We start from the raw sequence: 15,097 nt of genomic DNA, 5'->3' as shown, positions 1-15,097 counted from the left end.
ACGATGTCGTGAAACGTTCAATCAGCGTGTCATCAGCGCCAACGCAACAGGCAGGCGCAACGTCTGAAAATTACGAATCATTACTGACATATCCTTTGGTATCGAAAGCATTGCGGGGGCGCCAAATTTAGTGAAATGATCCATCCGAAACGTTTCGGAAGATGCTTTCCAGCGATTTCACGACCTGACGCCTTGCCAGACACCTTGCCAGAGACCTGCACCATGCCACCGAAGATCACGCTGAAATATCTCGCCACTGAACTGGGGCTCTCGGTGACCACCGTCTCTCGCGCCCTGGGGGGGTTCGAGGATGTCAGCGTAGCGACGCGTGAACGAGTCCAGGCCTTCGCCAACGACGTGGGCTATCAACCCAACCAGAGCGCACGCCGCCTGAAGACCGGCCGCACCTCCTCGGTGGGCTACATCATGAACGGCGCCCAGGGCGACTTTCGTGACCAGTTCAACACCCGCCTGCTGGTGGCGCTGGGGCAGGCACTGCACGATGCCGCACCGGAGCACGACCTCATCGTCACCACGGTGCCGGAAGACCGCGACGAGCTGGAGACCTACAAGCGTTTCATCGATGGCGGCAAGGTTGACTCCTTCGTGGTGGCGCGTACCTGCATCCAGGACCCGCGCGTCGATTTCCTGCTCGACAGCGGTGTCCCCTTCGTCACCCACGGTCGCACCGGCCGCGCCGACGAGCACGACTGGGTCGACATCAATGCCGCTGATGGTTTCCTGCGCGCCACTCGCCATCTGATCCAGCAGGGACATCGCAACATCCTGTTCCTCAACTTCTTCAGCGATCTCTATACCGCGGTGGAGCGTGAGACCGGCTATCTGCAGGCCATGCGCGAGGCCAGCCTCGCCCCCAGCTCGCGCCATTGCCCCCACGGTTACGCCAGCGCCTATCAGGTCGCCAGAGAGGTGCTGGCGAGTGCCGATGCCCCCACCGCCTTCGTGTGTGCCAGCGACATCTTCGCCTACGGGGTGATGGAAGCCGTCAGCGAGAGCGGGCGTACGCCCGGCCGGGATATCGCCATCATCGGGGCGGACAACCTGCCACCGCTGATGTACCAGCAGCCCAGCCTGAGCACGCTGGACATCTCCTTCGAGACCGTCAGCCAAGCGCTGATCGAGCTGGTACTGGCCCCGCGAGAGGGTGTGCCACGCCACCGCTGTTTCGATTACGAGCTTCTGCTGCGCGATACCACTGGCTGACGCGCCGCCCGTGAACGCTGCCTCTTCATCCCACTACCCGCCCCGGGAGACACCCATGCGCAAGATGCCGACCGCCCTCGCCGTGATGGCACTGTTGGGCAGCACCTCCGCCCTCGCTGACCTCACCTTCTTCAGCACCCAGGCAAGGCCGCTGGAAGAAGCCCAGCAGATGCGCGAGATCGCCCTGGCCCCCTACGCCGAGTCCATCGATTACATGCCGCAGGAAACCGGTACCTTCCTGTCACGACTGGAGGCGGAGAAGTCGAGTCCCGAAGGCGCGCTGGACCTGCTCGGCGGCCTGCATGGCGAGCTGGGCTCGCTGACGCCCGGCATTCTCGCGCCACTGGATACGCTGGCAAGCACGCTCAAGGACAAGGGCATCAGCGAGCAATACCTGACGCTGGGCAAGCTGGGCGGCGACCAGCAGCGCTACATCCCCTGGATGCAGGCCACCTACATCATGGCGGCCAATCGCAAGGCGCTGCCCTACCTGCCCGAAGGCGCCGACCTGAACGCGCTGAGCTATGACGAGCTGCTGGCCTGGGGCCGCAACATGCAGGAGGCCACCGGCAGCCCCAAGCTGGGCTTCCCGGCCGGTCGCAAGGGACTGATCCACCGCTTCCTGGAAGGCTATCTCTACCCGTCCTTCACCCACTCGGTGGTGCGCGAGTTCCGTAGCGCCGATGCCGTGGCCATGTGGCAGAAGTTCCGCGAGATCTGGGCGGTGACCAATCCGCGCTCCACCGCCTACGGCTTCATGCAGGAACCGCTGCTCAATGGTGAGGTATGGGTGGCGTTCGATCACACCGCGCGCCTCAAGGATGCCTTCAACAAGCGTCCCGATGACTTCGTGGCCTTCCCGGCGCCGGCAGGCCCCAGCGGTCGCGGCTACATGCCGGTGGTGGCAGGGCTGGCGATGCCGGCCAATGCCTCCGACCCCGCAGCCAGTCGCAAGCTGATCCGCTATCTGATGACGCCCGAGGCCCAGATTCGCACCCTGCGCGCCACCAACTTCTTCCCCGTGGTCACCGCTGAGTTGCCCGATGATCTGCCCGCCAGCATTCGCATGTCCGGCAAGGCGGTGGCGACACAGTCTTCCGCCGAGGATGCCGTGCTGTCCCTGCTGCCCAGCGGCCTGGGGCAACAGGCGGGCCTGTTCAACAAGATCTACCGCGATGCCTTCGTGCAGATCGTGCTGCGCGACGCCGACATCGAGGAGACGCTGGATATTCTCGCGCCGCGCCTGCAGACGCTGATCGACACCGCAGGGGCCAGCTGCTGGCTGCCGGACACGCCCAGCGACGGCCCCTGCCCGGTCAAGTAATTCGCTCACTCGTGCCGTCGCTCGACAGCACCGACAGAACGCATCACTCGCATCACTTGCATCACTCGCAACACAAGCAGCAGCAACGGCACCCCTCGACGGGTCGCCATGACGGTACGCCAACCCCTGTCATGCCGACCCGGTGCCACGAAACCCTTCCGACACGCCATCACAACAACGTCAAAGGTGAGCAAAGATGAAGCACGATCGCTGGCTACCTTATTACCTGATCGCCCCCAGCCTGCTGTTCATGGGCGCCTTCTTCCTCTACCCCTTTCTGGAGATCTTCGCCCAGGCCTTCACCCAGCCTGACGGCGGCGTGAGCCTCGCCAACTTCACGCGCATCTATCAGGACTTCAATTTCTGGCCCTCGCTCAAGAACACCCTGCTGCTCACCGGTGTCGTGGTGCCGGTCCAGCTGGTGCTGGCCATCGGCATGGCGTTGATGGTCACAAAGATGAACAAGGGGCGTGACAGCATCCTCTACATCTGGACCATTCCGCTGGGCATCTCCGATCTGGCCGCCGGCATCATCTGGCTGGCGATTCTGGAACAGTTCGGGTTTCTCAACAGCTTCTTGAGCGCGGTCAGCGTGATCGATGCGCCAACCTCGTGGCTCAACTATCAGAACGCCTTCGCGCTGTTCCTGGCGGTGGTGGTCGCGGAAATCTGGCGCGGCACCGCCATCGTGCTGGTGATCCTGGTGTCGGGCATGGGGCTGATCCCCAAGGAATATGACGAGGCTGGTCAGGTGTTCGGCGCCAGCTACTGGCAGCGCCTGTGGAAGATCACCCTGCCGATGCTGCGCCCGAGCATCCAGTCGGCACTGATCCTGCGCACCCTGCTGGCACTGGAAGTCTTCGCGGTGGTGATGATGCTGGGCGGCAGCGACATGCCGGTACTGATGAGCGAGACCTTCGACTGGCAGTTCCTCTATCAGCAGACCGGCGCCGCCTCCGCCTACGCGGTGTTGATCATGCTGATCTCGGTGGTCATCACCGGCTGTTACCTCAAGTTCCTGAACGTTCCGAAGGAGGCACGCTGATGAAATCCACGACATCCGAGGCCATCATGCCGGCTCCCGTGTCTTCTCGTTCCGATTCCCAGGCGCAGGCGCAGAGCGCACACAAGCCACGCCGTCATGACATGGCCTGGAAATGGCTGTTCCGTGCCGGTGTCGCGATTCTGGTGCTGTGGGTGCTGGTGCCCATCGCCCTGCTGATGCTCAACAGTGTCAGCACCCCGGAACAGATCAGCGGCTGGCCCAAGACCCTGACCCCGGCGTTGAGCTTCGAGACCCTCGACTTCTTCTGGCACTACCAGGGCGTGATCAGTGCGCTGGGCAACTCGCTGCTGGCCGCCGCCTTCACGATGGTGATCGCCATCGTGCTCGGCGCTCCCGCCGGGTATGCGCTGGCCCGCTTCGTGTTCCCGGGCATGAACGCCTTTCGTCTGATCATCATCCTGTCGCGGGCCTTCCCGATGCCGCTGCTGGCGCTGCCGCTGGCCGTCATCTTCATCCAGGTGGGCATCGATGACTCCATCCTGGGGCTGGCGATGGTCCACGCCACCCTGGCACTGCCCTTCGCGGTGCTGATCACCTCGAGCCTGTTCATGGGCATTCCGGTGGAACTCGAGGAAGCCGCCTGGCTGATGGGGTGCAACCGCTGGCAGGCCTTCCGCCGCGTGGTGCTGCCGCTGGCCGCGCCGGGCATCACCGCCTCTGCGGTATTCGCCTTCGTGATCTCGTGGAACGAGGTGTTCGCCTCGGCGATTCTCACCGTCGAGAACCGCACCCTGACGGCCTTTCTGGTCCAGAGCCTTTCCGAGTCGCCCGCCGAGATCAAATACGCCGGCGGCCTGATCCTGGTCGTCCCGGCGCTGCTGTTCCTGTTCGCGATCCGCAAGTACCTGTTCAGCATGTGGGGCATTTCCAACCGCTAGCGTACGGCCCTTCAACCGGCCAATGCATGACGACGGTGGTCACCTGTCCATCCAGCGCCGTCGCTCACGATTACAAGGAGTCCGACCATGTCAGCCATCCAGATCAGTGCCGTACGCAAGCAGTTCGGCAAGCAGGAAATCCTCAAGTCCATCGATCTCGAGATCCGTGACAAGGAATTCACCGTGCTGCTCGGCCCGTCCGGCTGCGGCAAGTCCACCCTGCTGCGCATCATCGCGGGGCTGGAGTACGAGAGCAGCGGCTCGATCCGCATCGGCGAGCGTGAGATCACCTCCCTGGCACCGCGGGATCGCCGCATCGCGATGGTGTTCCAGAACTACGCCGTCTTCCCGCACATGACGGTGGCGGAGAACATCGCCTTCGGCCTGCGCGTGCGCAAGGACAGCGAGGCGCACATCCAGCGCAAGGTGAAGGAAACCGCCGAGCTGATGCACATCGAGGACCGTCTGGATCACTACTCCGGCCAGCTCTCCGGCGGTCAGCGTCAGCGGGTCGCGGTCGCGCGTGCCCTGGCGATGGAACCGGAAGTGCTGCTGATGGATGAGCCGCTCTCGAATCTGGATGCGCTGCTGCGCCTGGAGATGCGCGCCGAGCTCAAGACCATCCTCGCCGCCTCCGACACCACCACCATCTACGTGACCCATGATCAGGTCGAGGCCATGAGCCTGGCCGACCGCATCGCGGTCATGAAGGGGGGCCAGATCGAGCAGTACGCGCCGCCCTCCGAGATCTACCACTATCCGGCGACCGAATTCGTCGGCAGTTTCATCGGCAATCCACCGATGAACTTCATCGCCCCGGATGCGCGCTGGCACCAAACCGCTCCGGCCGCCAGCCAGATCCACAGGTGCGGTATCCGCCCCGAGGACTTCGAGGTGCGTTTCGAGCCCACCGAGGACTTCGCCCCGGTCCGTGTGCTGGTCACGGAGCTGCTGGGCTCCCACAAGCAGCTGACTGCTCGCTTCGGGGACGAGATGCTGCGCGTCAACGTACCGAGTGACCTGGAGATCGCCAATGGCAGTGACATCCACATCCGGCCGCTGGCCGAGAAGATGCGCTTCTATGACCACAGCGGCCAGCTGATGTCGGCGTGAGGCGTGTTGATCCCTTTCGACCCGAGCCTTTGATTGCGAACCTTTGATCCAGAACCTTTGATCCAGAACCTTTGATTTCGAACCTGTCATCCCGAACGGAGCCGACTTACATGAATGCCAAGCTCGACGCGCTCAGCGCTCACGACGTTCTCAAGCTCAACGACCTGGGCGGCTACACCGTCCCCACGCGTGGCCTCTACCCCTTCCAGTGGAACTGGGACGCCGCCATCACCGCGCTGGGCTGGCTGGCGGCCGGTGACGAGGCACGTGCCTGGCGTGAGATCGAGCGTCTGCTGGAAGGCCAGTGGGACAACGGCATGGTGCCGCACATCGTCTTCCACGGTGACGCGGAAACCTACTTCCCGGGGCCGGAAGTCTGGGGCGTCAAGCGCAGCCCGGCGACCAGCGCCATCTCCCAGCCGCCGGTGCTGGCCAGCGTCATGAAGCTGCTGTTCGAGGAAGGCCGTGACCGCCGGCTTGCCGAGGAGAAACTGGCCGCCACCCTGCCCGGCGTCATCCGCTATCACCTGTGGTTCTACCGCGACCGTGATCCGGAACATACCGGCCGCGTGTGCAGCTATCACCCCTGGGAGTCCGGCATGGACAACAGCCCCCAGTGGGATGGCCCGCTGGCTGGCGTGCCGCCGGTCGATGCCGAATACGTGCGTCGCGATACGGGGCTGGTCGATCCGTCCGAGCGCCCGCACAAGTACGAATATGACCGTTACATCTATCTGGTGAAGTTCTTCCAGCAGAACGAGCACGACGCCGAGGTGCTGTATCGCGACTGCCCGTACCGCGTCGAGGACATCAGCCTGATCTCCATCCTGCACCGTGGCACGCGCGACCTGATCGCGCTGTGCGAAGAGGATGCCGGCGGGCTAGGCCTGGTCAACACCCACGGCGAGGCGCTTTACAGCCTCAAGCAGTCGCTGGCGCGCACCGAGGAAGGCGTGCAGGCGCTGTGGAGCGATGAGCTGGGCTGCTTCCTGAGCCGCGATGCGCGCGCCAACGTGCTGCTGGAGCACGTCACCACCGCCGGTATCCTGCCGCTGTTCGCCGGGGTCGCCAGCGGTGCCCAGGCGCAGCGCATGGGCGGCCTGCTCGAGGACTGGCTGGAACAGGCGCCCTTCGGTGTCGCCTCCACCCACCCGGCCAGCACCCGCTTCGAACCCAAGCGCTACTGGCGCGGGCCGAGCTGGCTGCACATCAACTGGATGCTGGCCATCGGCTGTGAGGAATATGGCATGTCCCGCGAGGCCGACCGGATCAAGCAGGCCAGCCAGCAGTGCATCGCGGCGGCAGGCTACTATGAATACTTCAATTCGGTGACCGGCGAAGGCTGTGGCGGTCGCGACTTCTCCTGGACGGCAGCGATGGACCTCTACTGGCTCAACCCGCTGGAGAGCTTCACTGCCAGCAAGGCGGCGTCCGGCGTCGTGGAGGTTTCCTGATGACTCAGCACGCCTCTCCACAAACTTCTCAGCAACAGCCTCAACAAGCCTCTCCACTGGCGCAGGCGCCGCAAAAGGCACCGCTGACACGGCAGGCAGTGCCGCCCATGCCGGCAACGTTCGCCAGCCGCGGCTTTCTGGACACGCATATCCGCTCGATCATGGACTTCTATCTGCCGCGCGCGGTGGATCAGGAACGCGGCGGCTACTTCCAGGCGTATCGTGATGACGGCAGCGTGTATGCACCCGCAGCGCGTCATCTGGTCAGCAGCACGCGGATGATCTTCAACTTCGCGATGGAATATCTGCGCACCGGTGACCAGGCGTGTCTGGCCGCGACCCGTCATGGCATCGATTATCTGCGCGAGGTGCATCTCGATCCGCAGACCGGTGGTTACCTGTGGTCGCTGAGCGAGCAAGGCGAGGCGGATCATACCAACCAGTGCTACGGACTGGCGTTCGTGATGCTGGCCTACGCGACGGCCTGGCGCGCCGGTATCGAGGAGGCCCGCGGCTGGCTGGACGAGACCCACGCCCTGATGGAGCAGCATTTCTGGTCGGAGCATCACGGTCTGTACGCCGATGAAGCCAGCGCCGATTGGCAGACGCTATCCGACTACCGTGGCCAGAACGCCAACATGCACGCCTGTGAAGCCATGCTGGCCGCCTTTGAAGCCACGGATGACGAACGCTATCTGGAGCGGGCCATGACCCTGGCCCGCAACATCTGCCAGCGTCAGGCCGCCAAGGCCGATGGCCTGATCTGGGAGCATTACGATCGCGACTGGAACGTCGACTGGGACTACAACCGCGACGACCCCAAGAACCTCTATCGTCCTTGGGGCTTCCAGCCGGGCCACCTGACCGAATGGGCCAAGCTGCTGCTGATGCTCAAGCGTCACCGCGATGACGACTGGCTGCTGCCGACCGCGAAGCGTCTGTTCGATACGGCGATGGATCTGGCCTGGGACGGCGAACGTGGTGGGCTCTACTACGGCTTCGCGCCGGATGGCACCATCTGCGACGACGAGAAGTACTTCTGGGTGCAGGCCGAGAGCCTGGTGGCCGCAGCGCTGCTGAACGAGGCCACCGGCGAGTCGCACTACGCCGAGTGGTATGAACGCCTGTGGGGCTACGCCTGGCAGCACTTCATCGACCATCGCTACGGCGCCTGGTATCGCCTGCTGAATGCCGACAACCAGCGTTTCGATGACCTCAAGAGCTCGCCCGGCGCCAAGTGTGACTATCACAGCCTCGGTGCCTGCCATGAGCTGTTGCGCGTGATCACGGACGACTGAGCCCTGTCGCACTGCGACTGCACCACCCGACACCCCGCCCTGTGCGGGGTGTCCTCGTATGAGGAGAGCCTTCTCTGCCCATCGCCGTCCGCCAGCATGCTCTATTTATTCGTACACCTATCATGTTTCTTTAGCGCGCCGCTCGTGACAATACTGAAACCCGCTGATCGCTCCACCAGAGGGCGACAGGCTCGGGGTCTCCCCGAGGCGGTGCCCGTGTCTGAGACGTCGTCACGACACAAGCGCGCACTGGACAGGAAGGCGCCTCACAAGTCGTTGCTATTCAAGCAGTTCTTACAAAAGAAGTTACTACACAAGCAGTCACTACAATAACAAGCGGAGTCCCACATGCCCCTCGCTCAACTCCTGGACTGGCGGTTGCATCTGCTGGTCGTGGTGCTATCTCTCGGCGCCGAACTGATCGGTATCCTCAAGTTCCCCCTCGGCCCCGGCACCCTGCTGCTGTTGCCCCTGTTCTATGCCTTCATTGCGGCCGTGCTGTGCAATCCGCACCTGTTCAGCGGCACGAAACGCGTCATCCCGCCGGTGATCAGCGCGGCGGCAGGACCGGTCATCCTGCTGTCGATCATGCCGTTCATCGCCCGCTTCGGCTCCACCATCGGCCCGGCCATCGAGCAACTGATCTCGGCAGGTCCGGCGCTGATCCTGCAGGAGCTGGGCAATCTGGGCACCATGCTGATCGCGATGCCGATCGCGGTCGTGGTGCTCAAGATGGGCCGTGAGGCGATCGGCGCGACCTACTCCATCGCGCGGGAACCCAATATCGCGATCATCTCCGACAAATACGGCCTCAAGGGCCCGGAAGGTGTCGGCGTGATGGGCGTCTATGTCGTGGGTACCATGTTCGGCACCCTGTGGTTCGCGTTGATGGCGGGCTACCTGACCTCGCTGGACATCTTCGACCCGCGTGCGCTGGCCATGGCGTGTGGTGTCGGCAGCGGCAGCATGGTGGCGGCATGTTCCGGCGCCATCGCCGGTGCCCTGCCGGAGATGGGCGAGGAGCTGCTGGCCTTTGCCGGCGCCAGCAACCTGCTGACCTATGCCACCGGCCTCTACGTCTCCCTGTTCATCGCCCTGCCGGTCGCCGAGCGCCTGTTCACCTTCTTCAGCCGCAAGCGAGCCGGCGACAATGGCGTCATGAATGACGAGGAAGCCACGCTTGCCTCCGAGGCGCTGGCCGAAGATCGCCCGGAGAACCAGCTGGGCAAGACGGCGCTGGTGGTCGCGGCGGTCTGTGTGGTCGGCTGGGTGGTCAACACCATCAACGGTGCCAGCCTGATCGACGCCGCCCCCGGCATGCTGATCCTCTACGTGATGACCATGCTCGGCCTTGGCGTCGCTCGCCTGATGCCCTTCTATCTGCCGGCCATCGCCTGGGTGTCGCTGGTCAGCATCCTGATGACACTGCCATGGTTCCCGGGCAGCGGCTGGATCACCGAGCAGCTGAGCTTCGTCAACTTCCTCGCCATCGTCACGCCGGTACTCGGCTACGCGGGTCTGGCGCTGAGCAAGCGCGAGTTCAGCATGTTCCGCCAGGCAGGCTGGAAGCTGGTGATCATCTCGCTGCTGGTCTTCACAGGCACCTATATCGGCTCGGCGGTCGTGGCGCAGGCACTGCTCTGATCACACGGGCTTCGCACGTTGCTCAACCCTTCTCAACACATTCAAGCCGGCACTCCAGGGTGCCGGTTTCCACAGGAATTCAGCATGCAACTACCCGAGAACATCGACGAGGCACTGCTGCGCAGCTGGCGCCATGAGTTTCATCAACATCCCGAGACGGCCTTCGAGGAGCACCGCACCTCGGCGCGTGTCGCCGAGATCCTGCGTGCGGCGGGTCTCGAGGTCACCACCGGACTTGCCGAGACCGGCGTGGTGGCGGTGCTGGATGGCAATCTGGGGCCGGGACGTACCATCGGTCTGCGTGCCGACATGGACGCGCTGGATGTCACCGAGGCCAACGCCGTCTCACATTGCTCGCACACACCCGGCAAGATGCATGCCTGTGGCCACGATGGCCATACCACCATGCTACTGGGCGCGGCCTGCATGCTCGCGCGTGATCCTGACTTCGCCGGGCGCGTGGTGTTCGTGTTCCAGCCCGCCGAGGAAAACGAAGGCGGCGGACGCCGCATGGTCGAGGATGGCCTGTTCGAGCAGTTCCCGATGGAGGCCATCTACGGCCTGCACAACTGGCCGGGACTGGCGCTGGGCGAAGCCGCCGTGCATGACGAGGCGGTGATGGCGGCCTTCGATGTCTTCACCCTGACCTTGAGCGGTCATGGCTGTCATGCGGCCATGCCGCATCTGGGCAAGGACACCATCCTGGCGGCCTGCCAGCTGGTGACCCAGCTTCAGGGGCTGATCAGCCGCGAGACGCCGGCCCACAAGACCGCGATTCTCAGCATCACCCAGTTCCATGCCGGCGATGCCTTCAACGTGATGCCGGAAGTGGTCGAGCTGCGTGGCACGCTGCGCTGTTTCGACCCGGAACTGCGGGCGCACCTGCAGCAGCGCTTCCATGATGCCGTCGATGCCATGGCGACCTTCCATGGCCTCAAGGTCGAGTTCGATTATCAGCCACGCTACCCGGCGACCCTCAATACTCCGGGACACGCCGAACGCTGTGCCAATGTCCTGGCGCATCTGCCCGGCATCCAGAAGGTCCATCGCGATCTGCCACCCTCCATGGCCTCGGAAGACTTCGCCTATCTGCTGCAGGAGTGCCCCGGCGCCTATATCTGGCTGGGCAACGGCGAGGACAGCGCCTCACTGCACAACCCCAACTACGACTTCAACGACGCTGCCACCCCCATCGGGGTCAGCTATTGGACGTCACTGGTGCGCGAGTTGCTGACGCGCGATTGATGGCCACATGCCCTTGGCGGCAAGCGCGATGCGGATGACGTCGCCAGGCGCGGCGTTGAACTTGATCAAGGACCATCGCAATCTACACAGTGTCATGACTCTGGTGAGGAAGGAGCGACATGAAAATCAGCGTGATCGGCAGGGAAGCCATTGGCGCACGGAGCCGGACGGCGCTCTCAAGGGCAGGGTTTGAGGTGGCGGGCGAAGTGGCAGACCAGGTGACGGCCGAGACGGCGGCCGCTGCGACCGCCACGGTGGAGCAACGCTGCCACGCGCCTCATGAGCAGAGCGAGGCCGAGCGGTGGTTCGATACGCATTCACGGCCGCGTGAGCGATTCACCAGCGAGGTCTACCTGCTGGCGCTGGCAACCTCCCAACAGGTGCAGAAGGTACTGACCGGCAAGGAAGGCCTGCTGCGACTGGCACCGCCGGGCAGTGTCATCGTCGATCTCTGCCAGGGCGATGTAAACATCAGCCGTGAGCTGGCCGTGCAGACCCGGCTGGCTGGCCATCACTGGCTGGAAGCGGCTTCCAGTCGCGACCCTCGCGATGAGAGCGAAGGCCATCTCACGCTGCTGGTCGGCGGTGATGACGCCACCGTACAACGCATGACGCCCCTGCTCGAGGCCATCGCTACCCGGCACCTGCACGTCGGGGATGCCGGCTGTGGGCATGCGGCCGTGCTGGCCAATGACTATCTCCACGCCGCCCATCTCATCACCACGGCAGAGGCGATCGCGATGGCCTATCGCGCCGGGGTGCGGCCTCACGCCTGCATCGATGCCATCAATCTGGGGGCCGGCCGCAGCGCCGTCAGCGAGGTGAATTTCCCGCGCTGGGTGCTGCCGGGAGATTATGATTCCGGTATCTCCACCGGTGCCCTGCGCCGCGACCTGCGCCTGGCGCGCAGCTACGTGACCACTCTCAAGCTGCCTTCCGGGTTGATGAAGGCGGTCTTCGATCGCTGGCAACCCCCCGAACTGTGCCCGGCGGATGAGGATGACATCCATCATCTGTGTGATCGCTGGCTCAGCGATATTCCCGCTCAACTACGACACACCTCATCACCTGCCGCCGATGCCCCGAGCGCGCCGACCGACGCCGGGGCGCCTCGCTCATCAGGACGCGATGCCTCGGCGCCGGGCAGGGTGACGGATGGCTCCCGGCCGCCTGCCGAGAAAGCCTGAGCCCACCCCCATCGCGGGCTGACGCGTCTTGTCTTCACCCCCGACAGGCCTACTCCTGACGGGGGCCACTGAAGGCCGTGATCCAGCGCTCCAGGTGGCGCAGAAGTTGCAGACTGGCCCGTGGCATGCGCCGTCCGATCCGCGTGATGATGTGGGCGCGTGCCTGGCGAAAGGCACTGCATTCCACATCACGAGCGATCAATACGCCCTCCTCCAGCTCGCGCGCAGCCGCGAAGGCCGGCAGCAGCGTGATGCACAGCTCCGAGCGTGCGGCCTGCTTGAGCACTTCCATGGAATTGGTCTGCATCACCATGTGGGGACGTACGCCCGCGTCACGAAAACCGTCATCCATCAGCTGACGCACTCCATGGGTGGGGCCCCACAACGCCATGGGATGCGCTGCCACCTCTTCCAGGGTCAGCGCATGGTTCACCGCCGCCAGCGGATGCTCCGGGGACATCATCGCCACCAGCGGTTGTGGGCTTGAATGCCAGAAGCGCAATTGAGGGTGCACGCGTTCGTGGTACATCAGGCCGATATCCGCCTCATCCTCGACCACACGGTCGATGATGCTCTGCATGCTGCCGGTATTGACCTTGAGGGTGATCCCAGGGTACTGGGCCCGGAAGGCGCGCAGGGGGATGTTGACGAGATCGCCCACGAAGCCTTCGCCGATGATCAGGCGAATCTCGCCGGTTTCCAGCCGCTGGTAGGCATCCAGACGCTCACCGAAGCTTTGATCCAGCTGTTCGCGCTGCTGAATGTAGTCCAGCAGCATCTCGCCCACTCGTGTCGGCTGTACGCCATCACGGGTTCGCTCGATGAGCGTGGCGGCCATCGCCTCTTCCAGCAATCCGATCTGGCGACTGACCGCTGACGGCGCGATATCCAGACGAGCGGCGGCCTGCCGGATCGACCCCGCTTCAATGGTGACCTGAAAATAGACGAGGCGTTGATGCGGAATATCCATGAGTGAACGCTGCGCAAGAGGTTGAACTGAGGCCAGACATCCCGCATGTCCATGACCTACGGAGGAACGTCCCGAGGGCCACGACCCGATGCCTTGGCGTCGCGGGGACTGGAAAGCAAGTTCGAGAAGAGCGCTTGACACGAGAAGGACTCACGTGGATGCAGAGGCCGGCTATCAGCCGCCCTGCGGTCAGCGACTCCTGCCTCACTACGCAACAGCGTACCAGATAGATGCCCGAGAAGGCGGAGTGAGTGTCGCCTGCCGTGATATCTTCGCAACCAGATTGTGCCAGACGAGGATATTCCCCTCTTGACTGACTCTGCCGGTCGACTCTCGGGCGATTCTGAAGCCCGACGTTGATTGCGGTAACATGACCCCACGACCGCGACAGATTCGATGCGGCTCCCCACGACAAGGAGATATGCCATGTTGACCATCTCCAGTTCGGTGACACTGGCGGATTGGGAAATCGACCTCACCCAGATTCGTGCTCAGGGCAATGGCGGCCAGAACGTCAACAAGGTGGCGTCAGCCGTCCACCTGCGATTTGACGTGCAACGCTCCACCCTGCCCTCGTTCTACAAGGAACGCTTGATGCAGTTGTCGGATCAACGCATCAGCAAGGACGGCATCATCATCATCAAGGCCCAGAGCCATCGCACCCTTGAACTCAACAAGGAAGATGCTCTGGCACGCCTCAAGGCGCTGATCCTTGATGCCGTCAAGGTACAGAAGGCACGCCGCGCCACTCGCCCCAGCAAGGGCGCCAAACGGCGGCGGGTCGACAGCAAGACTCGCAAGGGCAAGATCAAGGCGATGCGCGGCAAGGTCCAGGACTGATCCGGCGCCCACGGCGGATCGACACATTCAGCGCTGATCGGCAGGCTCGAGGCTTGATCAGACAGGCTCGGCAACGGGCCTTTCACCTCTCAAGGAAGATGTGACATGCGCACTCTCGCAAGCTCACTGGTATTGGGCGGCCTGCTGGCCGTGGGGATGGTCTGGAGTGGCAGCTATCTCAAGGAAGCGGCACAGGTCTGGGAGGCGTCCAACCGGGTGGTGACGGTCAAGGGCCTGGCGGAGCGCGACGTCAAGGCAGACCTGGCTCTCTGGCCACTGCATTTCAGCGTCAATGCCAACCACCTGTCCGACCTGCACGAGGCGCTGGCTGATGATGAACGCAAGATTCGGGACTTTCTCACCGCTCGCGGCTTCCCGTCCGAGCAGATCAGCGTGACGTCACCGCAGGTAACCGACCTGCATGCCAATAGCTACAACGCCCAGCGCCCTGACGAGCGCTACCGCGCCGAGGCCACGGTACTGGTGCGCTCGCCCGAGGTGGACCTCGTCAAGCAGAGCGCCTCCCGTACCGGCGAGCTGGTGCGTGACGGCATTCTGCAGTCGGCGGACTATGCCTATCGCACCGAATTCCTGTTCACGGGGCTTGCCGCTCTCAAGCCGGAGATGATCGCGGCTGCCACCGCGGATGCACGACGTGCCGCGCAACAGTTCGCCGAGGATTCCGGCAGCCAGGTGGGGCATATCAAGCATGCAAGCCAGGGCTACTTCTCGATCTCGGACCTCGACAGCTATACCCCCGATATCAAGCAGGTCAGGGTCGTCACCACCATCGACTACACGCTCAGTCACTGACCTCCCGGCGGGCGGGCAATCGCCCCCGCCGCTCCTTATCG

Annotated in this window: 13 protein-coding genes; 12 read left to right on the top strand and 1 reads right to left on the bottom strand. The window is 63.7% G+C overall.

Going from position 1 to position 15,097, the window contains the following annotated elements:
- The first annotated feature begins 222 nt into the window (after positions 1 to 222).
- From QD228_RS06965 to QD228_RS06920, 10 genes are all read left to right on the top strand, one after another.
- Positions 223 to 1,224 (top strand): substrate-binding domain-containing protein, encoded by a 1,002-nt coding sequence (locus QD228_RS06965; protein ID WP_279874886.1) that lies wholly within the window; start codon positions 223 to 225, stop codon positions 1,222 to 1,224.
- A gap of 55 nt (positions 1,225 to 1,279) precedes the next feature.
- Positions 1,280 to 2,548, top strand: coding sequence for an ABC transporter substrate-binding protein (locus tag QD228_RS06960; RefSeq protein WP_279874885.1), 1,269 nt, complete (start codon positions 1,280 to 1,282; stop codon positions 2,546 to 2,548).
- 196 nt (positions 2,549 to 2,744) lie between these two features.
- Complete coding sequence (locus QD228_RS06955) at positions 2,745 to 3,593, top strand: sugar ABC transporter permease (protein WP_077375970.1); 849 nt, start codon at positions 2,745 to 2,747, stop codon at positions 3,591 to 3,593.
- The gene (locus QD228_RS06950) at positions 3,593 to 4,492 is read left to right on the top strand and encodes a carbohydrate ABC transporter permease (protein ID WP_279874884.1); all 900 of its coding nucleotides are present in this window, start codon (positions 3,593 to 3,595) and stop codon (positions 4,490 to 4,492) included. Before QD228_RS06955 ends, QD228_RS06950 begins: the two co-directional genes overlap by 1 nt.
- An 87-nt stretch (positions 4,493 to 4,579) precedes the next feature.
- A complete protein-coding gene (locus tag QD228_RS06945) occupies positions 4,580 to 5,605 on the top strand; it encodes an ABC transporter ATP-binding protein (protein WP_279874883.1) in 1,026 nt (341 codons plus the stop codon).
- Between the two features lie 110 nt (positions 5,606 to 5,715).
- Positions 5,716 to 7,059 carry a trehalase family glycosidase gene (locus tag QD228_RS06940; RefSeq protein WP_176494009.1) on the top strand — a complete coding sequence of 448 codons (1,344 nt, stop codon included), beginning with the start codon at positions 5,716 to 5,718 and terminating at the stop codon, positions 7,057 to 7,059.
- 107 nt (positions 7,060 to 7,166) lie between these two features.
- Complete coding sequence (locus QD228_RS06935) at positions 7,167 to 8,357, top strand: AGE family epimerase/isomerase (RefSeq protein WP_084209693.1); 1,191 nt, start codon at positions 7,167 to 7,169, stop codon at positions 8,355 to 8,357.
- 348 nt (positions 8,358 to 8,705) lie between these two features.
- Positions 8,706 to 10,001, top strand: a complete 1,296-nt coding sequence (locus QD228_RS06930) for a DUF3100 domain-containing protein (RefSeq protein WP_279874882.1) — start codon at positions 8,706 to 8,708, stop codon at positions 9,999 to 10,001.
- An 84-nt stretch (positions 10,002 to 10,085) separates the two neighbouring features.
- Positions 10,086 to 11,246: a M20 family metallopeptidase gene (locus QD228_RS06925; protein WP_279874881.1), complete on the top strand. Its 1,161-nt coding sequence runs from the start codon at positions 10,086 to 10,088 to the stop codon at positions 11,244 to 11,246.
- A 119-nt stretch (positions 11,247 to 11,365) separates the two neighbouring features.
- Positions 11,366 to 12,433, top strand: coding sequence for an NAD-binding protein (locus QD228_RS06920; protein ID WP_279874880.1), 1,068 nt, complete (start codon positions 11,366 to 11,368; stop codon positions 12,431 to 12,433).
- A 49-nt stretch (positions 12,434 to 12,482) separates the two neighbouring features.
- On the opposite strand, the gene QD228_RS06915 is transcribed toward QD228_RS06920, so the two are convergent.
- Complete coding sequence (locus tag QD228_RS06915; RefSeq protein WP_084208561.1) at positions 12,483 to 13,403, bottom strand: LysR family transcriptional regulator; 921 nt, start codon at positions 13,401 to 13,403, stop codon at positions 12,483 to 12,485.
- A 426-nt stretch (positions 13,404 to 13,829) separates the two neighbouring features.
- Here QD228_RS06915 and arfB point away from each other — a divergent pair, with 426 nt between their 5' ends.
- The gene (gene arfB / locus QD228_RS06910) at positions 13,830 to 14,243 is read left to right on the top strand and encodes an alternative ribosome rescue aminoacyl-tRNA hydrolase ArfB (RefSeq protein ID WP_077375950.1); all 414 of its coding nucleotides are present in this window, start codon (positions 13,830 to 13,832) and stop codon (positions 14,241 to 14,243) included.
- 105 nt (positions 14,244 to 14,348) lie between these two features.
- Positions 14,349 to 15,056 carry an SIMPL domain-containing protein gene (locus tag QD228_RS06905; RefSeq protein ID WP_279874878.1) on the top strand — a complete coding sequence of 236 codons (708 nt, stop codon included), beginning with the start codon at positions 14,349 to 14,351 and terminating at the stop codon, positions 15,054 to 15,056.
- Positions 15,057 to 15,097: the final 41 nt, after the last annotated feature.

The organism is Cobetia sp. 3AK (assembly GCF_029846335.1).
GTDB lineage: Bacteria > Pseudomonadota > Gammaproteobacteria > Pseudomonadales > Halomonadaceae > Cobetia > Cobetia marina.
The sequence above is the reverse complement of the archived record's forward strand: the minus strand, read 5'-3'. Positions and strand labels throughout refer to the sequence as shown.